A 25,383-nucleotide genomic window follows, 5' to 3' on the forward strand; every position below is an offset into this window, starting at 1 on the left:
AAAAAGCCAACTGCTTGCGCAGTTGGCTCCGGTGCGCCTGACCTGAGCCAGGTCAGGGCAATTTTACTATTATTGCAGCAGGGACATGACCATCGAGGACATGCTGTTGCTTTGTTTCAGCATCGCGGTACCAGCTTGCAGCAGCATTTGCGAAGCGGTCATGTTCGAGCTTTCGGTCGCGAAGTCGGTATCCATGATGCGGCCCGAAGCGCCCTGGGTGTTGGTGCTGACGTTCGACAGGTTGCTGTAGACTTTGTCCAGGCGGTTGGCGGCGGCGCCCAGTGCCGAACGCGAGGTGCCCACGGAATCGATCGCTGCCTGCAGCTTGTCGATGGCGGCCGACGCGTTTGCCGGCGTGGTCAGTTCGGTGCCCGGGGTGCCCGCTGCCGCGCCGAAGGTGTTGAAATTGGCGGTGGCGTTTTTCAGCGCGCTCTGCATGGTGCCCAGCTGCGCCGACAGGTCGAAGCTCATCGTTTCCTTGGTCGATGCGCCGATCTGGAATTGCAGGTTGGCCGAGAATTTGCCGTCATTGGCGGCGTCGCTGGCATTGGCGGCGGTGCTGTATGCTGCGGAAGCGGCGGCGGTGGCTTTGGCCACCTGGTCGGCTTTGTCGGCGTTCAGTTTGTTGGTCGTTGCGGTGACCACGGCGGCAGCGGTGGTGGCGTTGGCGCCGCCGGTGCCGTTGGCGGTCACTGCAGCGGCCAGCTGGGTGCCGGCCGTGGCGGCCAGATCGGCAGTACCTGTGGTGGTGGCTGTGACGACCAGGCCATCAGCGGTAGCTTTGCTCAGCGCTGCGGTTTTTTCGGTAGCCGTTGCTGCTTTGGACATCAGTTTGGCGCCAGCGAACGAGGTGTTGCCCAGAACGTTGCTCAGTTCGTTGGTCAGCGTGTCGAATTCAGCTTGCATGGCTTTTTGATCGTCAACGGTCGACGAACCATCGGCTGCTTGCGTGGCCAGGTCTTTCATGCGGACCAGGATGTTGACGGTTTCGCCCAGCGCGCCGTCGGCGGTCTGGATCATCGATGTGGCGTTCTGGGTGTTGCGCATGGCCATGGCCATACCGCTGGTCTGTGCTTTCAGGCGGGTGGCGATTTGCAGGCCGGCAGCGTCGTCCATTGCCGAGTTGATGCGGTAGCCGGTGGACAGGCGCGTCATCGACGTCGACAGCGACTGTTGGGTTTTCGAGATCGACGATTGGGCAGACAGGGCGGCGGCGTTGGTGTGAAGGCTCAGCATGAAAAGTACTCCAGTTGGTTGAATGCGGTGTGGAGCAGCATTTTTGCGCTCTCATGAGTACAAGACGACCATTGCTTCAAGAAAATTAAATTCTTATGAGAAATTTTTTAAAATAAATTCATGCGATCTGGAAGTTGCCTGGCCGTCAGCACTTCATGCGTTTAAAAAGACCATCATTTCGACGGTTCCGCGTTCTCCGCCGCCAGCGCCAGTGCTTGCCGTGCCCGGTCAAGATTGTCATGCGCAGCAGCAAATTGCGGATCAAGCTCCAGCGCACGTTCATAACAGGCAATTGCCTGTGCATAGTGGCCGTGTGACTGCCATTCATTACCCAGATTGCTCAACGCCTGGGCGTCACCGGGCGCCAGTTCAACGGCTTGCAGCAGTGTCTGCAAGGCATCCTTGCCTTGTACCTGCAACGCGGTACCCAGCACGCTCCAGGCAAAGCCCGAGGTCGGATAGTGCACCACCAGCGCTTGCGCCGCTGTTTCCAGTTCCATGTGGCGGCCAGCTTCGAACAGGGCAATCAGCTGTTCCTCTTCCGCCTGGCTGGGGCCATCGCCAGTGCCGGCCAGCAACTGGCGCGCGCGATGCTGTATGGCCTGTGCCTGCGCGCTGTCGTGTCCCTGCGCCATTGCCGCCTCGATAAGCGCCAATGCCTGCTGCGGCTGGCCTGCCTGCAACAAGCCATTGGCATAGGAATAATGAAAGTCGCTCTCGTCGCCGGCGCTACGCAGGGCCTTGTGCAGATAGGGCAGGGCCGCATCGTGATAGCCGAGCTGGCCTGCCAGCAAACCCATATTGTGATTGGCGATGGCGTGGTCGGCTTGCACATGGAGAATCGCCAGGTACAGTGTTTCGGCCGCTTCCAGGCGTCCGGCCTGGTGATGTTCGAGCGCCAGCGGCAAGGCGACGTCCACCTTTACCTCATGCAATGCCTTGTGACTGCGGGCGCGCTCGATCAGGGTGCTTTGTTCAGGTTCGGACTCGAACGATGTCGGCGGCAAGCTCGTGCACCAGCGCTGCCAGATCGTGCGCAAGGCGTGATCGAGGCCGGCGGCGATCAGCGCCGGTTGCCCCATGGCGGTATTGGTCATGCGCGCACGTGCCTGCATGCGAATGGCCGCGAGGTGGGGCAAATTGCCGGCAAACTGGATCCCCTTTTCAATGAAATCGGCCTCATCACTGGCGATAAATTCCGGCAACCCGGCTTGCAACATGACTGCCGCGCCAACCCGGCACGGCAAGGTCGGGCCGGTCATGGTCAGGGTGGGTACGCCCATCCACAAGGCATACAGGGTGGTCGTGCCACCGGCATACGGCGAAGTGTCAAGACAGATGTCGACCTGCTCATGCAGTTTGAGGTAGGCGGCGATGTGCGTATGGCGATAAAAATCAAGCCGTTCGCTGGCGATCGCTTCTTCGGCAAACCAGGCGCGCAAGGTGTCGGCAAGGCCATCGTCGGACATGCCGGCCATGACCATGCGGGCATCGGGCGCGGCGCGCAGCAATGTCGCCCATCTGGCGATCAGTTTCCGGCTCAGTTTGCTGGGCCGGTTGAAACTGCCAAATGTGATATGGCCATTGTTCAGTGCCGGTGCTGGACTGACCGCAGGGGCTATGGCCGGCGGCATGAAAGGTGCCGTTGCGGGCAGGCGCAGCAGCTTTTCGGTAAATTGTGCGTCAAGCAGGCCAGGCGGTGAAAAATGTCGATCACTGATATAGTAATCCATCGCTTGCAGGCCGGTCGTCATGGGATAACCGATCCAGCTTGCCTGCAACGGGGCGGGCTTGCGGGCAAAAGTGGTCAGGCGGTTGCCGCCGGTATGCCCGGACAGGTCAATCAGAATGTCGATGCCGTCGTCGATGATCAACTGCGCGAGTTTCTCATCATTCAATTTTTCCACTTGCCGCCAGACAGCGACCAGTGTTTTCAAATGCCGGCTCGATTCATCGTCATGCAGGCTGTTGGCATATACCAACAGTTCCAGTCCCGGCGCATGCCGCAGATGTTCGAATACTGGCGTAATGAAACTGGAAACGACATGGTTATACAGGTCGGCGGAAACGAAACCGATACGCAGGCGGCGGTCTGTATCGCGCACGTTCGCATGCCGTGGCCAGGCGCCGCGTTGCGGTGCTTCGAATTGCTCGGCGTAGCGCAGGTGTTCGGCAAATACCTCTGCGGGAGCGAGTTGCTCACTATGAGAAAGGGAAAACAGCAGATTGTTGTGGATAAATTTCCAATCCGGATTGATTTCCAGGGCCCGGCGGCATTGCTCTATTACCTCATCATTGCGGCCTTGCCTGAAAAGAATCGCAGTGAGATTGGTGCGCGCCTGCAAATGTGCGGGATGGAGCGCAATGGCGCGCCTGGTATAGTCCAGCGACTCTTCAAGCCGGCCCAGTTGCATCATGCACACACCCATATTGCAAAGGGCATCGGCAAAATCCGGTTCGATTTCCAGGGCGCGCAGAAAACTCTGCTGCGCCAGTTCGATCTGCCCGCGGTTCTGCAGCACCGAGCCGATATTGTTGTGGGCCGAAGCGCTGTCCGGCATCAGGTCGAGCACCATTCGATAGACAGCCAAGGCCTCGTCCAGTGCGCCCGCCGTCTGCAAGGCCGCGCCCAGGCTGCAGGCGATGGCCGGGTCTTCCGGCGCCAGCAGCGACGCGGCACGGTAGTGGACAACAGCTTCTTCATACCGTTCAAGCTCATGCAACAGCGCCGCGTAATCTTTCAATGCGTTGATGTGGTTGTGCTTGAGTTTGATCGCCAGGCGAAATGCCGCCTGTGCATCGTCGGTCTTGCCGGTCAGGCGCAATGCATGGCCGATGGCGTAGTGAACTTCGGCGTCTTGCGGCAGGCTAGCTTGCAACTTTCGGTAATTGGCAATGGCTGCGGCGATGATGCGGTCCGCCTTGCGGTTGGCGCCGCCAGAGCCTGCCGTGACAGTGTTTCTCGCCGATGATGGAATCGATGATGGCATGTGTCCTGACCTCACTGCAACTGCAGGAACAGCGCGGTGCCCATCACGAATGCGCAGCTGATACGGTCTTTGTTCCCATTCAGAAATTCATCTCCCGCGCGTTGAGGACCATCGCCATACGGCCAGATGTAATCGTCGATGATGATCCATCCGCCGGACACCACATGACCCGCCCAGGCGGTGACATCGGCCAGGGCAGCAGCATAGGCATGGTTGCCATCGATGTGCAGCAGCGCGACCTTGCCGGCGTATGTGGTCGTGCCGAAAGAGGGACTGTGCACAGGGCGCCGCTGGCGGTAATGCTGTTCCGCGTCCACCGACGGCAGGCGCAGATAGTTGATATCGTTCGCGCTGTAAGGCAGCAGGTTTATCTCGAACACGCGCAAAGCCTCGTCATAGTCATACTGATGGATGCAGTTGTCGACCAGTCCGCCATCATCGTTCTGCGTTACATATTCGCTCTGCCACGGGTCAATGCACAGGGTCTTACCGATCTCGTACAGGCGCGCCAGGCGCGCCAGGATAAAGGCTGACTTGCCCCAGGCACTGCCGATCTCGACCACATCGCCGCGCGTGCAATGGCGGGCGATTTCATACAGCGCGCTGATTTTCTCATCGTCGCACATGCCGGGAATGATATTCCCATGGCGAAAAAGGGCAGCCAGTTGCAACTCTGCAAGTGGCGCCTTGCCACCAGCATGCGTGGCGATCGGCAACGGCGTCGCTTGCGTCTTGCGGGCATGCGCAGTGGCGGCGCGGTAGCCGCTCATTTCGTCATGTACGGGCGAGGCATTCACCAGCTTGACGGGGGAATCCATGTCCTTGAGCAGATCGTGCAGATAACTCCATACGACAGGATTGGGCGTGTAGATGCCTGCCACGCCGCGATGTGCTATCAGTTCCTGCAGGGCTTGTGGAAAGCCGGGATCGTTCACGTAGGGCAGGACAGCCCACTCCGGGTAGGCTGGCTTGCTGACATCGTAGGCGAGCGATGACGAGCCGATCACGGCCTGGCCATCGCGCTGGCAGCGAGCCAGATAGTCCAGCGAGCGCGGCACGCCCGCTGGAAAAATCAGGATCGGTTTATTGATGGTAGTGGATGCGGGCATGGAAGATCCTTGTTGGGTAAGTACGGCCTCATGAGAGGCGCGGCGACGCGCTAAGCTTGCTTGACGGCACGGGCTGCCTGTTCCTGGCGCCGCTTGATCGCCGCAATTTCTTGCAGTAAAGCACGCATGCCGTGTGCTGCCGGCGGCAAATCATCCTGCAACTGCGTGCGCAGCGCCTTCAACTGGTAGAACGGTACCGCCGGGTACATGTGATGTTCGATATGATAGTTCATCTGCCAATACAGAAAAGCCAGGAAGGGATGCAGCAGTACGGTTCGGCTATTGAGGCGAAAGTCATCGACATCGGGCTGCATGCCGAAATGCTGTGCCAGCGCCAGTGTCTTGTTGAGCCAGTCCGCGATGAAGGGGGCCAAGGTCACCAGCAGCAGCAGCGGCCAGTGGCCAGTGGCGACGAAGCCCGTAGCGAGGACCAGGTGGCCAAGCAGGATCATGCGGGCCACACGGATTACCTGCCGCTTGCCTGACGCATCTGGAAACAGTCGAGCGCCCCACTGGCCGCGTATGCTCCCCAGGCTGTTTTCAACCACAATTCTTAATGCCCGGTACAAGGCCGGCAAGTCGAGCGTCAGTGCCCACAGCCATTCCCGGTAACGCAAGGTCTGCGGCAACCTGACTTCTCCGTCCTGGTCGCTGAGCACGGTTTTCTGGTGATGGCGGATATGGCTGGCGCGAAAATAAATGTGGTTATTCCAGGTAAGGAAAGCAAACAAGGCCAGGAAGATGTCGTTGTAGCGGCGTGTCCTGAACACGGTGCGGTGCATCAGTTCATGACCGGCACCGGCCCAGCCGAGGAAGGAATAAAATGTACCGTGGAAAAAAAGAGCCAGTAGCGCCCAGCCGTAGTGCTGGCCCAGGAACGCTCCATATGCCAGCGACGCCGTAATGCACAGCAACAACAGGTGCGCAGCGACATGCAGCGCACCCTGCATGTCGCTGCGCCGGCTGAACCACGCCAGTTGCTCTTTCTTCAGTGGACTGCGGTACCAGTCCACGTGTGGCGCCGCCTTTGTGGCCATGCTGTTCGTCATGTCACCGGTCGAGCAGGCTGGTAAAGCGGCCGGTGAGAAGCAAGGCCAGCATCGTGTTTTCCACATGGATTACTGGCGTGGTGCGGCTGAAGTCGTCGACGAAGCGGGTCACGTCGCCATGGATGTTCGACCGGTAGTCATGCCACAGGATAACGGCGTCCGGCTTGGCCATCGCCAGCGCGTTTGCCGTATCGATGGCCACGGTCTCGTAGTCATGGGCGCCATCGATGAAGATGAAATCGAATTGGCCGGCCAATTGTTGCCCCTGAGGATCGAGCTTGCGGCTGTTCAGGTGCATGCGGCTGATGCGCGATTGCACGTTGGCGTCGGCGCGGTCGATGTAGAACGCGCCTTTTTGCGCAAATTGGCGCCGCAAATAGTTGTCGTTCTCGGTATCATTTTGCAGGATCAGGGCCGCGGTGTCTCCTTCCGGTGACCTGGCGTCGATCTCGTCAGGCGGCAGATCCAGTGTGGTGATGTGTGCCGGCGCCGGTGCATTGCTTGCCAGCAGCACCGAGGTGGCGCCCATGTAAGTGCCGAATTCAAAAAAACTGAGCGCGCCCGTCAGCTTGGCCAGGCTGACCAGGATCGAACTTTCCAGCAGGGTCATGCCACCGATGGCGCTGCTCGGAATGCTGACGCTGAACATGATGTTGTCATGAGGATGGGCTGCTTCGATCTGTTGAAAAAGCACTTTCGGGCGTATCGAGCGCACTTGGGGCGTTGCGGTATTGGTCGGGGTCATGAGGTATCCTGTCAAGTGGGCTGGCCGGTACGGCGCGGTACGAAAAACATGATGGTTTCCGACCATCCCTGCGTGTAGTGGCGCAAGTACAAGTCGTAGTCCTGGCGTAACGTGGCGATGTAGTCGGGAATGCGGTGAAAGTCGGACGCATTATGATAAACGGAAATAGCGAGTTTGGGATGGTCCTCGCGGATATGCCGCTGAGCGCCGGCGAGTGCCTGCATTTCCCAACCCTCCAGGTCCATCTTGATGAAGCTGACTGGCTGCGTAAGTGCGGCATCGAGGGTGGTGACTTCAATGCTGCTCGCGCCTGCCGAACTGACCGCGCTCGCCGAGCCGGCGTCGGGATTGAACCACAGCGTGCCCGCTTGATCCGAAATACCCTGCTCGACGAAACTGATGTCGCGTCGTTGTGTCAGGCGTATCTTGGCCGCCTGCATATTCTTGGCCGACGGTTCGAATAAAAAGACGTGCTGATAATCGGGATAGCGGTCGCAAAAAATTTCCGTGGTGTCACCGTCGAAGCCGCCGGCATCGACAAACACTTCACCCGACAGTTGCAGGAAATGTTCGAAATACTGGTCCGCGAAGCGTACGCTATACGATGCCATGTGTTCCGGCGCGGCGCTGAGGCGAAATCGCAGCACATCGTCGAACACCAGTTTCGATGCGTTATCGGCAAACTGTTCGCGCAGCTGGCGCCAGCGCTGCGACCGGGCGGCGACATCGGCCCGCATTTCCGCCACAAACGCCGGCAAGGGGATCAGGTCCGGCCGCTCGGCCAGCAGGTCGGCATAGCTCAGGCAAGCCCTCAAGGGTTGCCGGGCCAGCTTGCGCGCCGCCTCCACGGGAGCGATCGACATGGCGCAATTGACCACCATCGCGTCGGCTGGAAGCTGTGTAATGGAAACGACCGGCAATCCTTGCCACTGTTCGCCGCTGGCGCCGTCATCCACGATCGCGTCGATGGCCGCTCCCAGCACGCCCAGCAGGGCCAGCGCATGTTCGTTGCGGCCTAATAAAAACCGCGGACCTGCCACGGAGGCGGACAGGAACTGACGTGCCGCCTCGGCAGCGGCAGTGTGTGGCGCGATCGGTGTTGCATTTACTGGCATGGGGTTTCTCCGTGCATGGCATGCGTGACTGGTGCCAGCTCAGGCAATTTTTTCGTCGATCAGGTCGACGAGGCCGCGCACGGAGCGAAATTGCTCCGAGGCGATGTCGTCATCGCTGAGGGTAATGTCGAATCTGGCTTCGAGCTCCAAAATGAACTTGATGATGGCCATCGAGTCGACAATGCCGGCGCTGACAAAGTCGCTGTCGTCGGTGAAGTCCACCGGCAGTGGCGATTTCCTGGCCAGCAAGACGAGGATGAAGGAGTGAACGGTGTCTTGCATATCTTTGCTTTCTGAATAAGGATCAGGACTGGACCGATTCCCAGCGGCGGCTTTGCGATGATGCGACCATGGCCTCCAGGAAGTACATGCCTTCCAGGGCCAGTTCCGCACCGAAGCGGGGGCTGTCCTGCCATGGCAAGCCTTGTTGAAACTGGCGTACACCGACAGCAATGTCGGCATACAAATTGGCGAATGCTTCAATGAAACCCGCCGGGTGACCTGCCTTGAAACGGTTGTAGCGCAAGGCATTGCTCACTTCCACCTTGCCGGCGCGGTCGATGATTTCGCGTCGGCCATCCATATGCGACAAGCTCAGTTCCTCTGGCTGGGCCTGGTACCATTCGGCCGCCGCGCGATCGCCATAGATACGGATGCGCAAGCCATTGCGGTGGCCCAGCGCCGATTTGCTGAACCAGAATTGGCCTTGGATATTGTTGCTGTATCGGCACAGGCAGCTCGCATTGTCCACCACACCGTTGAACCAGCCGTAATGGTTCTGGTCGGAAACCAGCTCCAGCGGTTTTTGTTCCGTCAGGTACGATACCATCTGATGCAGGTGCACTCCGAGGTCCAGATGCAGCGTGGGGATGGCGCCGTCCGACAGACGCCAGGCCTGCGGTACGGGCTTGTTACCTTTGGCGTCCACCCGCACGAACCCTTCCTGTGGCATTTCAGCCTGGAAATGCAGGATATTGCCGAGCTTGCCATCCCGCATGGCCTGGGCAAGTTCGCGCAGCATCGGATAGCCCGCATAGTTGTAGGTGACCGCCAGGAACGCCTGATGTTCATTGCGCACCTCGATAATCTGGCGTGCCTGTGCGCTGTTGGTGGCGAGCGATTTTTCACAGATGACGGGGATCCCCGCACGCATGCAGGCCAGCACGCTGTCCAGGTGTGACGGCGTCGGGGTCAGGATCACGACCGCATCGATTTGGCCTTGCTCGTTGTCCAGCAATTGCTGCCATGTCGCGTAGATGCGCCGTTGGTCAACACCGTAAATTTGCCCGGTTTCCTGATTCGAATCCTGATGCCGGCTGAAGCAGCCGGCGACCAGGACCCACAAGCCATCCATGGCGCTTGAGACAAAATGCGCGTAGCCAACAGCGGAGCTGCGTGAGCCACCGATGAAAGCGAGTCGCAATGGCGCTGGCGATGCTGCGGCGTGGGTATTTTCCATGTTTATTTTTGCCCCTTGGCAGTTGAATAGGTCTGCACCAGCTCGAATTTCATCAGCTTGCCCATGCTGTTTTTTGGCAACTGCTCGACGACGAAGAATTGTCTTGGCTGCTGGAAGTCAGCCAGCTGGTGCGCGCAGTGAAAGCGCAGCTCGCGCAGATTGAAGCGCGCGGCATCGTTGGGCACCAGCGCGACCGCCACCACCTCGCCCAGCTTGGCGTCAGGATAGGCGAAGGCCGCACTTTCTCTGACCGTACCGTGTTGCGCGATGACTGCTTCGATGTCGGACGGATAAATATTGATGCCGCCTGAAATAATCACATCTTTCTTGCGTCCAAGAAAGTATAAAAAACCGTCTTCATCAAGCCGGCCTATATCGCCGGTACGGAAATACTCGCCGTGCATGGCCGCCCGGGTCAGTTCCGGCAATTGGAAGTAGCCGCCAAACAGCATGCCCGTCTTGCAGGCGATTTCCCCTGCTTTGCCTGGCGGCAATTCGATATCCCCCTCTCCCAGGATGCGCAGTTCGACGCCTGGCGCCGCCTTGCCGACCGACTGCAGCTTGCTGCGGGCTGCCTGGCTGTCGAGGTTGGTTGCGATGGCAATTTCAGAAGCACCGTAGCATTCATGGAAATCACAGGAAAACCGCTGCAGCAGTTCGACCTTGACGGCGTCTTCCAGCAGTGCCGAGGACGAAACGACGCAACGCAGGCTGGTGATGTCGTGCTCGTCTTGCGCCAGTTCCATCGCGATCTGCTTGAGTTGCGAGGAAACTGCAATCGTGAAGCTCACCTGTTGCCCCTGCACGCAGCGCAGCCATGCCTGAGCTGAAAAATGGGCCATCACAATCGCAGTGCCGCCGGTGAGCAGCGGCAACAGCACCAGGCGCTCGGCCAGCGAGTGATAGAGCGGGGTGGCGGCGAGTATGCGATCGTCTGGCACCACGTCATACAATTGCACTGCCGCGCGCACACGGTTGAGCTTGGTGCGTTGCGTCAGCACGATCGGTTTCGGATGGCCGGTCGAACCGGATGTCATGGTCAGGATCAGTGCGTCGTCGCCGCGCCCCAGATTCAGTGGCCTGGCATCGGCGGGCACCAATTGCAGCAACGCTGCCAGGGAAACAGCATTATTGGCGGTATCATCAATGCTGATCCAGAGTCCTGCGGAGGCACCGCCAGCGGCGTGCTCGCGCAGCTCGGCGAGGTGTTGCGAGCGCGATACTAAGTGAGTAACCCGCCCTGCCTCGAATGCGCGCCAAGCCGCCGCTGGCGGCAGGCCCGGACTGAGTGGCACGAGGCAGGCGCCCAGATCGGCGGCGGCCAGCATGAGGGCGACAAACTCCATGCAGTTTGGCAAGATGACACCGATCTGCTCGCCCCGCGACACGCCATTTGCCGCCATCGCGTTGGAAAGCCGGCCTGCCAGTCGTGCCAGCTCTGCATAACTGATGTCGCACCCATCGCATGACAGCGCCAACTTTTGTGGTGTAGCGGCGGCATGGCCGAAGAAAATATTGCTGATCGTGTCTCCGGCAGCGAAGGATGTGTCGCTCATGTTCATTTTACAGGCCGGCAAATTTCAGGAAGGTGTCGCTGTTCAGCCGGAACAGCTGCCCCGGTTCAGACAGATACACCTGATCGTCAAGCGTATCCCGATTGATCAGCGTATTGGCGGCGATGAAGTTGCGCGCACCGATGCGCAGGCCATGCGTTGCTGAAGCATTCACACCAAAGAAACAGGCCTCGCCGATATGGCAGCCGCCTGCGATGGAAATGCCGGCATTGATCCAGCCATAAGCACCGATATGGCAATCATGGCCCAGATTGACATTGCTCGAAATAAATGTGCCACGGCCTATGCGGCAACCCGGATGTATCGATACATGATCGAGCACGATGCAGCCGTCCTCGATCGTGGCGTCGTCGTGACGGATGACTGACTCGTGCACGAAGCTGGCAAAGCGATAACCTTTGTGCTCGGCTTCAACGTGCTTGCGGGCGCGCAAGGCATTCATGTCCGTGAAACCGACTGCGATCAGCATGGCATGCCCAGACGGCGGAAAATGCCGCTCGACCTGGCTGAACGCCAGCAGCGGCAAACCGAGAAACTCCGGCCGTGCATGGTCGATACAGCTGTCATCGACCGTGAAGCCAACGATGTCCATGCTGTGGCGCGCATACGAATAGAGCAGTCTCGCAATGGATCCATTGCCGTAAATAATGGTTTTCATGATGGCGTGGTGACGGAACGGGCGAGGCGAATCACCTCGACGATGCGATCCTGTTGCACAGCTTGCAGTTCTGGGTAGATCGGCAGACAAATCACGCGGTCTGCCATCTTGCCTGCCAGCGGCAAGTTGGCGCGCGCCGCCGAAGGCATGTTGCGGTACATGGGAAAATCGCTGATCAGGGGGTAAAAATAACGCCGTGCAATAATGCCGGACTGGCGCAACGCTTCAAACAGCACGTCACGTGACAGGGGGTAGTCTGGCTGTACCAGGATCGGAAAGTATGAGTGGTTGGCAACCGCGTCAGGCGCGTCGGGCGGGCAGTCTATGCCCGCTATTGCGGCCAGCTGCTCTCGATAGCGGTGCGCCACTTGCGTACGCTGGTCCAGCGCGGCGTCGATATTTTTCAGCTGCAGCAGACCAAACGCGGCGTTGATCTCGCTCATCTTGCCGTTGATACCGGCCGCCACCACCGTTACCTCATCGATGAAGCCGAAGTTTTTCAGATGGTCGATATGGCGCTTCGTCTTGGCATCGCTGCAAACGATGGCGCCGCCTTCGAAAGTGTTGAATACTTTTGTCGCGTGAAAGCTCAGCACCGACAGGTCGCCATGCGTGAGCAGACTGTTGCCCTGGTAGTTGACGCCGAAGGCGTGGGCCGCGTCATAGATGACTTTCAAGCCATAATTGGCGGCAATTTCTTCGATCGCGGCGACGTCGCAAGGCCGGCCATAGCAGTGCACTGGCATGATGGCGGTCGTCTGCGGCGTGATCGCCGCTTCGATCTTTGCGGGATCCAGATTGAAGGTCTGCGGCGCGATATCCACAAATACCGGCTTGATGCCATTCCATAGCAGGGAATGGGCAGTTGCCACGAACGAATAGGGCGAGGTGATCACTTCGCCTGTGATGCGCAGCGACTGCAGGGCGGTCATCAGGGCCAGCGTGCCGTTGGAAAACAGCGAAATGTACTTCACACCCAGGTAATCGGCCAGCGCCTGTTCCAGCTGACGATGGAAGGGGCCGCCATTGGTCAGAATTTTGTTATCCCAGATTTGCTGCAGATATGGCATGAATTCTTCCAGCGCCGGCAGTGTGGGCTGGGTAATGTAGATCGGTTTTTCTTCGCGGCTCATGATAGTCCTTCTTCTTGCGGTTGCGCCACAATACCGTTACTTCTTGCTTCAAAGCTCACTGGTATTGCGCCGGCGCACCAGCGTTGCCAGATGTGGCGCAGGGCGACTTCTAGTCCCACTGCAATTTCCGCAGGCTGGCCGCTTGCCGCGAGGTTCATCCGTTCCCGCATCTCCAGGCGCATGCTGGCCAGTCGGCCCGGATCGCTGGCGTGCGCCAGCCCTTTGGCAAGGAAATCTTGTTCGCCATCGGCGATGAAGTCCGCCAATCCGGCGTGGGACAGGATGGCCGCACTGACGAAACCGGGCAAGGTCGGTCCCGGCATAGTCAGGGTGGGGACGCCCATCCACAGAGCGTGAAAGCCGGTGGTGCCGCTGGTGTAAGGATATGTGTCGAGACAGAGGTCAACCTGGCTGTGCAACGCCAGGTATTCGTCGATACTGGTGTATCCGTGAAACGTCAACCTGTCGGCGGCGATGCCTTCGCGCGCAAACCAGGAGCGCAGCCGGTCGCTGGCCTGCTTGTTGGGCATGGCCGCGAGCAGCATTTTTGTCTCGGGTGCCGCGCGCAGCAACGCCGACCAGCGGGCGATGACCTCGCGGCTCAATTTGCTGGCCCGGTTGAAACTGCCAAACGTGATGTGGCCGTTGCTGATCGATGGCGCCGCACTGATCTCTGGTGCCGCGGGCGACGGCAGGAAGGGAGCGCAAGCAGGCAGCCGTATCAGTTTTTCCGTGAACTGGTCATCAAGCACGCCAGGCGGGGAGTAATAGCGGTCGGTCAGAAAATAATCCATCGCCTGCAAGCCGGTGGTACCTGGATAGCCGATCCAGGTCAGCTGCAGCGGCGCCGGCTTGCGCGCAAACGTCGGCAGACGGTTGAAGCCGGTATGGCCCGACAGGTCGATCAGGATATCGATCGCATCGCTGGTGATCAGTTGTGCCAGTTCCGCATGCGTCAGCTTCTCGACTTGGCGCCAGATGCCAGCCAGGCCATGCAAATGGCGGCTGATGGGGTCGATGTGGAAGCTGTTAGCGTAAATCACGATCTCCAGGCGCGGCGACAGCGCCAGGTGTTCCAGGATGGGCGTTATGAAGTGCGCTACCGCGTGGTTGTACAGATCTGCGGAAACAAAACCGATGCGCAGCCGGCGTTCCGGTTCGCGCGTATTGGTATGCAGGGGCCAGGACGCGCGCAGCGGCGCCTCGAAATGCTCCGCGTAGCGCAGATGCTCCGCAAACAGAGCAGCGGCATCGATATCCGGGCTATGCGTGAGATAAAACAACAGATTGCTGTGCAGTTCATCCCAGTCCGGGTTGATCTTCAGTGCCTGGCGAGCATGTGCGATGGCCTGCTCGACGCGACCCAGGCGCGCCAGTGCGGCGCTGATATTGACGTGCGCCCGGCGCTGAAGTGGATCGAGCTTGACCACGGTTTCGAAACTGCTGACCGCCTCGCTCAGGCGGCCCATCTCCATCAGGCAAGTACCCAGGTTGACATGGGCTGCGGTGGACTTGGGGCCCAGTTTCACGGCGCGCCGGCAGCTCTGCAATGCCGCTTCGCGCTGCCCCATGGCGTTGAGGGTGGCGGCAATATTGCTGTGAGTGATGGGATTGTCCGGGGTCAGCAACGCTACCTGCCGGAACGTCGCCAGCGCCTGTTCGAGTTGGCCGTTGTCTTGCAGCGCCATGCCGAGGTTGTTCAGGGCGTCGATATTGTGCGGTTCGAGCAACAGCGCCGCCTGATAGATGGCGATCGCCGATTCCTGGCGCCGGGTTTCGCGCAGCAGGTCGGCATAATGCAGCATCGGCGCGGCGACGGTGGCGTCGAGAGCGATTGCCTGGCGGTAGGCGATCTCGGCCTCGGCCGTCTCGCCCAGTGCATGCAGGCTGCGTCCCAGGCCGTGGTAGTGGGCGGCAATGGCCGCCGGCAGCGCGGTGGCGGCGCGGTAGCTGGCCGCCGCCTGTGCGTTGCGATCGAGCCTGAACAGTACATTGCCCAGGCCGCCATGCGCCATGGCATTGCCGGCATCGATTGCCAAAGCCGCCGCGTAGCTTTGCATCGCCGGCTCGGGACGGTTCAGTGCCACCTGCACGTCGCCCAGCTTGCGATACAGGTCGGTGGCCCCCGGCGCCAGCGCCAGTGCCTGGCGATAGCTCGCTTCGGCCGCCTGGAATTGTTGCTGCGCCTGTAAAATGTCGGCCTTGCCGGCATGCGCCATGGCCAGCGCCGGATCGAGCTCCAGCGCGCCGCGATAGCATTCGGCCGCTTCCTTAAGGTGCCCTTGCGCCTGCAGCGCATCACCGAGGCGGCTCATGGCCTCGGCAAAGCCGGGCGCCAGTTCCAGCGCGCGCATGAAACACGGCATGGCCAGGTCGGGATGGCCACCATCCATATGGGCGTTGCCCAGGTGCAGATGGCCTTCGGCGTCGGCGGGCGCCAGTTCCACGGTTTCTTGCAGCGCCGCCAGGCCATCCTTGCCCTGCAGCTGCAAGGCCATGGCCAGCACGCTCCAGAGCAGCGCCGACGCGGGGTAGCGCTCGAGCAGGGCGCGTGTCGCCTGTTCCATTTGCCCATGCTCGCCGCTCTCATGCAGGCTAACGATATGATCGATTTCCTGTTGAGTGGGCTGCTGCCCGTCATGGGGCGGCGATGCTGCGGAATCGGTAGCGTGCATGGAAGAAATAAGAGTGAGTGCCACCTTCAATTGTAACGGCTGGCAGTGCTTTAGAGAAATATCTTCTTCATAAACTTCGCTTTGAAAAGAATGGCGTGGACATCTTGCGACGCGCACGCCATTCTACCTCGCAGCTTGCCTGCAATCAGCAACTTACATATTCGGATAATTCGGCCCGCCGCCGCCTTCCGGCGTGACCCACACGATATTTTGCGTCGGGTCCTTGATATCGCAGGTTTTGCAGTGCACGCAGTTCTGCGCATTGATCTGCAGGCGTTCGGCGCCGTCGTCGTTTTTCACGAATTCATAGACGCCAGCCGGACAGTAACGCGCTTCCGGGCCGGCGTAGGTGGCCAAGTTGACGTCGACCGGCACGCTGGCATTTTTCAACGTCAGGTGGATCGGCTGGTCTTCGGCGTGGTTGGTGTTCGAGATGAACACCGACGACATCTTGTCGAAAGTGAGTTTGCCATCCGGTTTCGGATAGACGATCTTTTTCGACTGGGCCGCCGGTTTCAGGCATTCGTGGTCGCCATGCGTGTGGTGCAAGGTCCACGGCGCCTTGCCGCGCAAGAGTATCTGATCGATACCCGTCATCAGGCTGCCCAGGTACAGGCCTTTCGACAGCCATGGCTTGACGTTGCGCGCCACGTGCAGCTCTTCATGCAGCCAGGACTGTTCAAAAGCGACCGGGTAGCTGGCCAGTTCGTCATGCTGGCGCTGCTCGCCCAGCGCGCCGAATGCCGCGTCGGCCGCCAGCATGCCGCTCTTGATGGCCGCGTGGCTGCCCTTGATGCGGCTCATGTTCAAAAAGCCCGCATCGCAGCCGATCAGCGCGCCGCCGGCGAACACCAGTTTTGGCAGGCACTGCAGGCCGCCGGCCGTGATCGCGCGCGCGCCGTACGAGATGCGCTTGCCGCCTTCGAAGAACTTGCGGATTTCCGGATGGGTCTTGTAGCGCTGGAATTCCTCGTACGGCGACAGGTAGGGGTTTTCATAGGCCAGCCCCACCACGTAACCGACCATTACCTGGTTGTTTTCCATGTGATACAGGAAGGAGCCGCCATAGGTTTTTGCATCCAGCGGCCAGCCGGTCGAGTGGATCACCAGGCCGGGTTGGTGCAGGGCAGGGTCGATCTCCCACAGTTCCTTGATGCCGATGCCGTACGATTGCGGATCCTTGCCCGCGTTCAGGTCGTATTTGGCCATCAGCTGCTTGCCCAGGTGGCCGCGCGCGCCTTCGGCAAACAAGGTGTATTTGGCGTGCAATTCCATGCCCAGCTGGAAGTCGGGACCCGGTTCGCCGTCGCGCTTGACGCCCATGTTGCCGGTCGCCACGCCTTTCACCGAGCCGTCGTCGTTGTACAGGATTTCGGCAGCCGGAAAGCCGGGGAAGATCTCCACGCCCAGGTTTTCCGCCTGCTGGCCCATCCAGCGCACCACGTTGCCCAGCGAGACGATGTAGTTGCCATGGTTTTCAAAGCAGGCCGGCACGGCGAAGTTCGGCGTTTTATAGGCTTTGGTTTCGGTCAGGAACAGGATGCGGTCTTCCGTCACGGCCGTGTTCAACGGCGCGCCCAAGTCCTTCCAGTTCGGGATCAGTTCGGTCAACGCTTTCGGGTCCATGATGGCGCCCGACAGGATATGGGCGCCCAGTTCGCCGCCTTTTTCCAGCACGCAGACGGACACTTCCTGGCTTTTTTCGGCGGCCAGCTGCTTCAGGCGGATCGCGGCAGCCAGGCCGGCCGGGCCACCGCCGACGATCACCACGTCGTACTCCATGGTCTCGCGCGGTCCGTACTGTTCAACTAAGTTATTTGGCTGTGTCATGGTCTCGTTTTATGGTTACTGAATTCGATGAATAGGGAAGCGCAGGGAAATTTAAGCACGAGTGTGCTTGTTTTTGGCGCAGATTGCAACTTTGGCGCCATTTTGCGGGACATCGCCCCACGCCGCAATCTAATTCCGGGCATTTTGTGTAATGATGGCGTTTACTTTAGCCCAGCCGTGGCGAGCAGGAAATGATCGTGTCGGCCATGGCAGCGGCAAAGTGTTATTCAAAATAAAACAGGAGCAGCTCGTGGGCATAGAAGTCAATTTCGAGGGCAAGATCGCCCTGATTACCGGCGCGTCCAGCGGCCTCGGGGCGCGCTTTGCAAAAGTGCTGGCGCAAGCCGGCGCCCAGGTCGTGCTGGCCTCGCGCCGCACCGAGCGCCTGAAAGAACTGCGCGCCGAGATCGAAGCCGAGGGCGGCGCCGCCCACGTGGTGGCGCTCGACGTGACCGACTTTGCCAGCATCAAGTCGGCCATCGCCCACGCGGAAACGGAAGCGGGGCCGATCGATATCCTGGTCAACAATTCCGGCGTGTCGACCACCCAGCGCCTGGTCGACGTCACGCCCGAGGATTATGCCTTCGTGATGGACACCAATTTGCGCGGTTCGTTCTTCGTGGCCCAGCAAACGGCCAAGCGCATGATCGCGCGCGCCAAGGGCGACCCGAAAAAACAGCACCGCATCATCAATATCGCTTCCATGGCCGGCTTGCAGGTGCTGCCGCAGATCGGCGTGTATTGCATGAGCAAGGCCGGCATGGTGCACATGACGCGCGCCATGGCCGCCGAGTGGGGCAAGTACGGCATCAATACCAACGCCATTTGCCCCGGCTATATTTCGACCGAAATCAACGAGGATTACTTTGCCACCGAGCAGGGCAAGAAGCTGATCCAGATGCTGCCGAACAAACGTCCAGGCAAGCCGGAAGATCTCGATGGCTTGCTGTTATTGCTCGCTGGCGAGGATTCGCACTTCATCAACGGCGCAATCATCTCGGCCGACGGCGGCATGACGGCGTTTTAAGGTTGCCAGCGCAGGCCCACCAGCTTGTGCACCAGCTCCGACGAGGTCGACGCGGCAAACTTGCGCATCAGCTTGGCGCGGTGCATTTCCACCGTGCGTGGGCTGAGGTCGATCTGGCGCGCGATCAGCTTGCTGGTCTTGCCTTCCACCAGCAGCGCGGCGATCTCGCGCTCGCGCGGCGTCAGCTCCGCCGTCACCGGGCGCTTTTCGCTGACATCCTCGAACGTCCAGATGCCGGCGCCCAGCGGCTTTCCCGGCAGCATGGCGTGGCCCGTGACGTGGCACCAGAATAATTCTCCATTGCTGCGGCGCATGATGCGCTCGTCCGAATAACGCCCCTTGGCGTTCATGATGGGGATGATGCGCTCACCGGTGCGCAGGAATTCATCGTGGGTGGGGTAGAGTACTTCGAAGGACTTGCCGTCGAGCTGGGCGCGCGCGTAGCCGAACATGGCGGCCAGCGCTTCGTTGCAGCTGCGCATGATGCGGTTCTCCGACATGCACATGCCGACCGGTGCGTGCAGGAAGATGCTTTCATAGTCGATCGCGGTCGTGGCATTCATCGGATGGGGATCACTCTCACAGGGCGAAGCGCGGCACGGCGCCGGTAGTTCTACGGTATTGTACTTTCGACGGGCGTATTTTATGCTCAGTTGCTGCGGGCGTCAGCGATCCGTGCCAAGATGCCGCAAAGAATACACAATAAAGTTCAACACACCAGAGGGACACCCATGAATAAAGTTTATCCTGACGCCGCCGCGGCGTTGGCAGGCATCGTCCAGGACGGCCAGACCATCGCGGTCGGCGGCTTCGGCCTGTGCGGCATTCCCGAAGCACTGATCGGCGCCTTGCGCGATTCGGGCGTCACCAACCTGACCGCCATTTCCAACAACGCCGGCGTGGACGGCTTCGGCCTGGGGCAGCTGCTCACCACGCGCCAGATCAAGAAAATGATCGCCTCGTATGTGGGTGAAAACAAGGAATTCGCGCGCCAGTACCTGGCCGGCGAACTGGAACTGGAGTTCACGCCGCAGGGTACGCTGGCGGAAAAACTGCGCGCCGGCGGCGCCGGCATTCCCGCCTTCTTTACCAGGACCGGCGTCGGCACCATCGTTGCCGACGGCAAGGAACTGCGTGAATTCGACGGCGAGCAATACGTGATGGAACGCAGCCTGGTGGCCGATGTGTCGCTGGTCAAGGCCTATATGGCCGACCGCGCCGGCAACCTGGTGTACCGCAAGACAGCGCGCAACTTCAACCCGAACGTGGCCATGGCTGGCAAGATCACCATCGTCGAAGTGGAAAAACTGGTCGAAGTGGGCGAGATCGACCCCGACGACGTGCACACGCCGAGCATTTTCGTGCACCGCATCGTGGTCAACGCCACGCCGGAAAAACGCATCGAGCAGCGCACCGTGCGCACTGAAACATAAAAAAGAGATCGGAGATCAAGATGGCCTGGACCAGAGACGAAATGGCGGCGCGTGCCGCAAAAGAATTGCAGGATGGTTTTTATGTGAACCTGGGCATCGGCTTGCCGACCCTGGTGGCCAATTATGTGCCGGACAATATCGAAGTATTCCTGCAGTCGGAAAACGGTTTGCTGGGCATCGGTCCGTTCCCGCTCGATGCCGAGGTCGATGCCGACCTGATCAACGCCGGCAAGCAGACCGTGACGGCCTTGCCCGGCGCTGCCTACTTCAGCTCGGCCGATTCCTTCGGCATGATCCGTGGCGGCAAGATCAACCTGGCCATCCTGGGCGCCATGCAGGTGTCCGAAAAAGGCGACCTGGCGAACTGGATGATTCCAGGCAAGATGGTCAAGGGCATGGGCGGCGCGATGGACCTGGTGGCCGGCGTCAAGCGCGTGGTGGTGCTGATGGAACACGTGGCCACCGCCAAGGATGGCACGACCTCGCACAAGCTGCTGAAGCAATGCGACCTGCCCCTGACCGGTGTCGGCGTGGTCGACGTCATTATCAGCGACCTGGGTGTGATCGATGTGACTGAAAACGGCTTGAAGCTGGTCGAACTGGCACCCGGCGTGACCAAGGAACAGGTGCAGGCCGCGACCGGCGCGGAACTGGACGTGTCGGCCGTCTAAGGGCTGGCAGTAGCTGCGGGATGACGGCGGACAGCGATGTCCGCCGTTTGTTTTTGCGCAGCCCGGCTTGCGGCTCACCCACATTTGCAGGATAATGAGAATACTTCTCATTATTATCGACTGGCCCTGCGGCAGTCTTCTCTCATGCCTGCCAGCAAGCCATACACCGACGCGGAGGTCCAGCACGGCGACGCCGTCGGCAAGCTGTATGGCGAGCATCATGGCTGGCTGCTGTCGTGGCTGCGTCTCAAGCTCGGTTCCAGCCACCTGGCAGCCGACCTGGCGCACGATACTTTTTTACGCGTGCTGGCCATGCGCTCTGGCCTGACCCTGCTGCAGCCGCGCGCCTACCTGCGCACCATCGCCCATGGCCTGGCCGTCAATCGCTGGCGCCGCCTCGATATCGAACGCGCCTGCCTGGACGCGCTGGCCGCCATGCCCCCAGCCCTGGCGCCGTCGCCGGAAGAGCGCCTGCTGGTGCTGGAAACCCTGCACCGTCTCGACACCATGCTGGCGCGGTTGCCGCACAAGGCGCGCCGCGCCTTCCTCATGCATCAGCTCGACGGCAGCAGTTATGCCGAGATCGCCGTCGAGCTGGGTGTGTCCGAACGCATGGTGCGCAAATACATGGCGCAGGCCATGTTGCAATGCCTGTGCCTGCAGCAGGAGGACTGAGATGCGCGCCAGCATCGTCCCGCGCGAACGCTACATCGTGCTGCAACAGGCGGCCGAATGGTTTGCCCTGCTCGCATCGAACGAAGCGGGCGAGACCGAGCGTGCAAAATGGCAGTGCTGGCTCAATGCCGATCCCCTGCATGCCGATACCTGGCGCCAGGTGCAGGCGATCAGCGGCCAGTTTCGAAGCTTGCCGGCGGCGCCCGCGCGCGCCGCGCTGGCGGGCAACCCTTCGCAAGGCCGGCGCGCCTTTGCCGCCATGCTGGTGGCCGCCGCCAGCGGCCTGGCGCTATGGCGGCGCGATGCGACACGGTACGGCGGCACACTGGACTATCGCGGCAGCCATGCCAGCGGTGTCGGCCAGCTACGCCAGCTGGGCCTGCCTGATGGCGGCCAGTTGCTGCTCGATACCGACAGCCTGGTCGATATCGATTATGGCGCCCGCGCGCGGCGCATCGTGCTGCGCCAGGGCCGCATCCAGATCAGCACCGCCGTTGACACCATGCAGCCGGCGCGCCCGCTGCTGGTGCGCACGGCGCAGGGCAGCCTGCGCGCGCTGGGCACACGCTTCGAAGTGCGGCAGGACAAGCACCTGAGCTTGCTGCGGGTACAGCAGGGCGCTGTGGAAATCACGCCGCGCCATGGGCCGCGGTTGGTGGTGCCGGCCGGGCAGGGTGTCCAATTTGGCGCAGGAAAAGTGGCCTTCCTGGCGCCAGTCGGCCAGGCGGCGCCGGCCTGGACCCGGCGCATGCTGCTGGCTGACAATATGCGGCTGGCGGACTTCGTGCAGGAATTGTCGCGCTACCGCCATGGCTACCTGGGCTGCGATCCGCAGGTGGCGAACTTGCGCCTGGTGGGCGCCTATCCGCTCGACGACCAGGACGCCATCCTGGCCCTGCTCGAAGCGAGCTTGCCGGTACAGGTGCGGCGCACCATGCCGTGGTGGGTGACGATTGCCGGCCGTGACGCTGCGCAATAAAAATATTTTCCAGACGGAGTTCCGCTTTTCAGTGTTCGATTGGCAAACAAGAGAACGCTGATCTCAACTGAAAGGACTCCATGTCATACCGTACCGCTCCACGCCGCTGCCAGCTGGCCCTGGCCATCCATCTTGCCCTGCTGGCGCTGCCCGCTATTGCCGTCCAGCCCGTTGTTGCCTTGCAGCCATCCAGCGCCGGCCTGGTACGCCAGTACAACTTGCCGGCCGCCGCCCTCAGTACCGCCCTGAGCCGTTTTGCCGGCGAGGCCGGCATCGCGCTGTCGGCCGACGCCAGCCTGACCGATGGCAAGCGGGCGCCGGCCCTGAGCGGCAGCCATACGCCGGCGCAAGGCTTGCAATGGCTGCTGGCCGGCAGCGGCCTCGAAGCGGTGCTGCGCGCGCCAGGCAGCTATGTACTGCGCGCGCAAGCGGCGGCAAGCCGTGAGCAGGCCATGGCGGTGATTACCGTGGTCGGCAACTGGCTGGCCCATCCCGATGCGCATTCCAGTTTTGAGCATGGCGGCGCGCGCGATGTGGTCGGGCGCGGCGAGATGGTGCGCCTGGGCGCGACCGATGCGCGTGACGTGCTCAACCGCCTGCCCGGCGTGTCGGCGCCTGCCAACAATGGCACGGGCAGCCATGACATGGCCCTGAACTTCGGCGTGCGCGGCCTCAATCCGCGCCTGGCGGCCCGTTCGACCGTACTGATGGATGGCATCCCGGTACCGTTCGCGCCGTATGGCCAGCCGCAACTGTCGTTCGCACCCATCTCCATGGGCAATATGGACGCGGTCGACGTGGTGCGCGGCGGCGGCGCGGTGCGCTATGGCCCGCAAAACGTCGGCGGCATCGTCAACTTCGTGACGCGCGCGATCCCCGAGCACGCCGTGGCCGAGGCCAGCGCGCAGGCCGAGCAAAGCCCCTCGTCCTCCAGCGACAGCATCAGGACGCATACCAGCGTGATGCTGGGCGGCGCCCTGGACAATGGCCTGGGCGGCGCCATCCTGTACAGCGGCGTGCGCGGCAGCGACTGGCGCGAGCACAGTGGCACGACAATCGATGATCTGATCCTGAAAGGGTGCTACCGCATCGACGCCGCCAGCACCGTGTCGGCCATGCTGCAGCGCTATGACGGCCAGGCCGACATGCCGGGCGGCCTGACCAGCGCCGCCTTTGCGCGCGACCCGTATCAGTCGACGCGGCCGCATGACAACTTCTGGGGCCGGCGCAACCTGGCCAGCCTCGCCTACGAAGTCAAGCCCGATCGCCAGCGCCAGTTCACCATGCAGGCTTTTTATACCGATACCTTGCGCAGCGGCTACCTCGACCAGGGGCGCAACCTGACCCTGTCGCCGCGCAACTACACGGTGCGCGGCGTGGAAACGCGCTATTCGCAGGTGTTCCGGGCAGGACGGGCGCGCCACGAGATTGGCGTCGGCCACCGCTTTGTCGACGAGTCCAGCCATGAGCTGCGCTACTGGCGCCTCAAGAGCGGCGGCATGCCGCCGACCGAAAGCAGCCCGATCGACCGCGATACCTCGGGCAGCACGCGCGCCCATGCGCTGTTTATCGATGACCGCATCGATGTGGGCAACTGGACCATCACGCCCGGCCTGCGCAACGAGCGCATCCGCTCGTACCAGGACAACAACCTCACCGGCAAACGCGATGGCGGCAACTACAATGTGTTGCTGCCGGCCCTGAACGCCATCTATCATGTCAGCGACGCGTGGAATCTGTACGCCAGCGGCGACAGCTCGTTTGGCACGGTGCAGTACAGCAAGATGGCCAATGCCGTCGTCAGCGGTGGCGCCGAACCGGAAAAAGCCCGTTCATGGGAGCTGGGCACGCGCTACCGGCAAGGTTCCTTGCGGCTGGAGGCCAATCTGTTCCTGATCCGCTTCAGCAACCAGTACGAAAGCAACCAGCAAAACAACAGCGTCTATGCGCGCGGCAAGACGCGCCACCGTGGGCTGGAAAGCAGCCTGCAGTATGAGCTCGGTGGCGGCATGAATGTCTATGCCAGCTATGCGCTGGTTGACGCGGCCATCAAGGAAGAGGGTCGGAATTTCGGCAAGCAGGTGCCGTTTTCGCCACGCCACAAGGGTACGGCCGGCCTCGCCTGGCATGAAGGCACATGGCGCGCCAGCGTCGACGGCCTGTTCGAAGGCGGGCAGTATGCCGACAGTGCCAATACCGTGGCGGAGAACGCGGCCGGCAACAATGGCCGCATTCCCGGCTATGGCGTGTGGGCCGCGCGCGGCAGTGTCGATATAGCCAGCCTGCCGGCCGCCTTGCGTTTGAGCCTGGGCGTGAAAAACCTGTTTGACCACCGCTATTTCACGCGTTCGTTCGACGACAACAACCTGGGCAAATACGTGGCGCAGCCGCGTACGCTGTATGTGCAGCTGAGCAGCCGCTTTTAGCCTTGCAATGGCGGCCGTCAGGTCTTGCGGCGCAAGCCGTCGAGGCTGAACGCGCCGCCGCATGGCGTACTCCATTTGGAAAGCGAAGATCCGGCCCTGGCGATGATGCATTTGCTCGGCCGGCGATGAGCCACTGTATTCTTTTTGGCTATGTCAGCGAAAACGGTGGGAACGCCGTGAAATTTCTGCGCTCTAAACCGGTCAGGTATTGCCTTTCAAGGAGCCGATCATGGATAGAGCCCAGTGGCAGGCCTTCGCCAGGCAATTCCCGCAACTGTCGCATCGCCAGCGCCTTGCCAGCGGCGATTTATTGCGCACCAGCGCGCCACAGGTTGCGGCCGTCACCCTGATCGAGCAGACAGCGCAGGCGCAACTGCATTGTCCGGCATGTCTATCGACACATTTCCACCGCCACGGCCACGCCCACGGCCTGCAGCGCTATCGCTGCGTGCCGTGCCGCAAAACCTTCAATGCCTTGAGCGGCACGCCGCTGGCGCATCTGCACCACAAGGAACGCTGGCTGGCCTATGCCGATTGCCTGCTCAACTCGTTTTCGGTGCGCAAGGCCGCCAGCCAGGTAAGCATCCATCGCAACACCA

General features: G+C 61.1%; 21 protein-coding genes. 7 read left to right on the plus strand and 14 right to left on the minus strand.

Annotated features, from left to right (window positions below):
- Window positions 1-69: 69 nt before the first annotated feature.
- The 13 genes from ASR47_RS04210 to ASR47_RS04270 all read right to left on the minus strand — a co-directional run bounded on the left by ASR47_RS04210 (window position 70) and on the right by ASR47_RS04270 (window position 17,573).
- On the minus strand, window positions 70-1,236 hold the full coding sequence (locus ASR47_RS04210) for a flagellin N-terminal helical domain-containing protein (RefSeq protein ID WP_065306509.1): 1,167 nt from the start codon (window positions 1,234-1,236) through the stop codon (window positions 70-72).
- A gap of 173 nt (window positions 1,237-1,409) precedes the next feature.
- Complete coding sequence (locus ASR47_RS04215) at window positions 1,410-4,226, minus strand: O-linked N-acetylglucosamine transferase family protein (RefSeq protein ID WP_082988734.1); 2,817 nt, start codon at window positions 4,224-4,226, stop codon at window positions 1,410-1,412.
- Window positions 4,227-4,237: 11 nt separating this feature from the next.
- A complete protein-coding gene (locus tag ASR47_RS04220; protein WP_171898887.1) occupies window positions 4,238-5,284 on the minus strand; it encodes a class I SAM-dependent methyltransferase in 1,047 nt (348 codons plus the stop codon).
- Window positions 5,285-5,385: 101 nt separating this feature from the next.
- Window positions 5,386-6,384, minus strand: a complete 999-nt coding sequence (locus tag ASR47_RS04225; protein ID WP_065306512.1) for a fatty acid desaturase — start codon at window positions 6,382-6,384, stop codon at window positions 5,386-5,388.
- Between the two features lies 1 nt (window position 6,385).
- Window positions 6,386-7,129 carry a class I SAM-dependent methyltransferase gene (locus tag ASR47_RS04230; RefSeq protein ID WP_065306513.1) on the minus strand — a complete coding sequence of 248 codons (744 nt, stop codon included), beginning with the start codon at window positions 7,127-7,129 and terminating at the stop codon, window positions 6,386-6,388.
- Between the two features lie 11 nt (window positions 7,130-7,140).
- The gene (locus ASR47_RS04235) at window positions 7,141-8,085 is read right to left on the minus strand and encodes an FkbM family methyltransferase (protein ID WP_217270531.1); all 945 of its coding nucleotides are present in this window, start codon (window positions 8,083-8,085) and stop codon (window positions 7,141-7,143) included.
- 198 nt (window positions 8,086-8,283) lie between these two features.
- Complete coding sequence (locus ASR47_RS04240) at window positions 8,284-8,526, minus strand: acyl carrier protein (RefSeq protein ID WP_065306515.1); 243 nt, start codon at window positions 8,524-8,526, stop codon at window positions 8,284-8,286.
- Window positions 8,527-8,548: 22 nt separating this feature from the next.
- Window positions 8,549-9,703 carry a Gfo/Idh/MocA family protein gene (locus ASR47_RS04245; RefSeq protein WP_065306516.1) on the minus strand — a complete coding sequence of 385 codons (1,155 nt, stop codon included), beginning with the start codon at window positions 9,701-9,703 and terminating at the stop codon, window positions 8,549-8,551.
- A 2-nt stretch (window positions 9,704-9,705) separates the two neighbouring features.
- Complete coding sequence (locus ASR47_RS04250) at window positions 9,706-11,259, minus strand: class I adenylate-forming enzyme family protein (protein ID WP_065306531.1); 1,554 nt, start codon at window positions 11,257-11,259, stop codon at window positions 9,706-9,708.
- 7 nt (window positions 11,260-11,266) lie between these two features.
- Window positions 11,267-11,935 carry an acetyltransferase gene (locus ASR47_RS04255; protein WP_065306517.1) on the minus strand — a complete coding sequence of 223 codons (669 nt, stop codon included), beginning with the start codon at window positions 11,933-11,935 and terminating at the stop codon, window positions 11,267-11,269.
- Complete coding sequence (locus ASR47_RS04260; RefSeq protein ID WP_065306518.1) at window positions 11,932-13,068, minus strand: DegT/DnrJ/EryC1/StrS family aminotransferase; 1,137 nt, start codon at window positions 13,066-13,068, stop codon at window positions 11,932-11,934. Before ASR47_RS04260 ends, ASR47_RS04255 begins: the two co-directional genes overlap by 4 nt.
- Entirely contained in the window at window positions 13,065-15,635 is a 2,571-nt protein-coding gene (locus ASR47_RS04265; protein WP_065306519.1) for a tetratricopeptide repeat protein, read from the minus strand. The genes ASR47_RS04260 and ASR47_RS04265 overlap by 4 nt, the downstream gene beginning before the upstream one ends.
- Before the next feature lie 261 nt (window positions 15,636-15,896).
- Complete coding sequence (locus ASR47_RS04270) at window positions 15,897-17,573, minus strand: electron transfer flavoprotein-ubiquinone oxidoreductase (RefSeq protein ID WP_171898888.1); 1,677 nt, start codon at window positions 17,571-17,573, stop codon at window positions 15,897-15,899.
- A 250-nt stretch (window positions 17,574-17,823) separates the two neighbouring features.
- On the opposite strand from ASR47_RS04270, the gene ASR47_RS04275 reads away from it, so the two are divergent.
- Window positions 17,824-18,600 (plus strand): SDR family oxidoreductase, encoded by a 777-nt coding sequence (locus tag ASR47_RS04275; RefSeq protein ID WP_065306521.1) that lies wholly within the window; start codon window positions 17,824-17,826, stop codon window positions 18,598-18,600.
- On the opposite strand, the gene ASR47_RS04280 is transcribed toward ASR47_RS04275, so the two are convergent.
- On the minus strand, window positions 18,597-19,163 hold the full coding sequence (locus ASR47_RS04280; RefSeq protein WP_065306522.1) for a LuxR C-terminal-related transcriptional regulator: 567 nt from the start codon (window positions 19,161-19,163) through the stop codon (window positions 18,597-18,599). The genes ASR47_RS04275 and ASR47_RS04280 overlap by 4 nt on opposite strands.
- Before the next feature lie 168 nt (window positions 19,164-19,331).
- Between ASR47_RS04280 and ASR47_RS04285 the strand changes: the two genes are divergently transcribed.
- From ASR47_RS04285 to ASR47_RS04310, 6 genes are all read left to right on the plus strand, one after another.
- Window positions 19,332-20,033 (plus strand): CoA transferase subunit A, encoded by a 702-nt coding sequence (locus tag ASR47_RS04285; RefSeq protein ID WP_065306523.1) that lies wholly within the window; start codon window positions 19,332-19,334, stop codon window positions 20,031-20,033.
- A gap of 20 nt (window positions 20,034-20,053) precedes the next feature.
- Complete coding sequence (locus ASR47_RS04290) at window positions 20,054-20,704, plus strand: CoA transferase subunit B (protein ID WP_065306524.1); 651 nt, start codon at window positions 20,054-20,056, stop codon at window positions 20,702-20,704.
- Window positions 20,705-20,848: 144 nt separating this feature from the next.
- On the plus strand, window positions 20,849-21,379 hold the full coding sequence (locus tag ASR47_RS04295) for a sigma-70 family RNA polymerase sigma factor (protein WP_065306525.1): 531 nt from the start codon (window positions 20,849-20,851) through the stop codon (window positions 21,377-21,379).
- Between the two features lies 1 nt (window position 21,380).
- Window positions 21,381-22,358, plus strand: coding sequence for a FecR domain-containing protein (locus ASR47_RS04300; RefSeq protein WP_065306526.1), 978 nt, complete (start codon window positions 21,381-21,383; stop codon window positions 22,356-22,358).
- Between the two features lie 80 nt (window positions 22,359-22,438).
- Entirely contained in the window at window positions 22,439-24,784 is a 2,346-nt protein-coding gene (gene fecA, locus ASR47_RS04305; RefSeq protein ID WP_065306527.1) for a TonB-dependent Fe(3+) dicitrate receptor FecA, read from the plus strand.
- Window positions 24,785-25,013: 229 nt separating this feature from the next.
- Window positions 25,014-25,383 (plus strand): IS1/IS1595 family N-terminal zinc-binding domain-containing protein (locus ASR47_RS04310; protein WP_150127687.1); only part of this gene is annotated, 370 nt, incomplete at its 3' end.

Source organism: Janthinobacterium psychrotolerans (assembly GCF_001677885.1).
GTDB classification, from domain to species: Bacteria; Pseudomonadota; Gammaproteobacteria; order Burkholderiales; family Burkholderiaceae_D; genus Janthinobacterium; species Janthinobacterium psychrotolerans.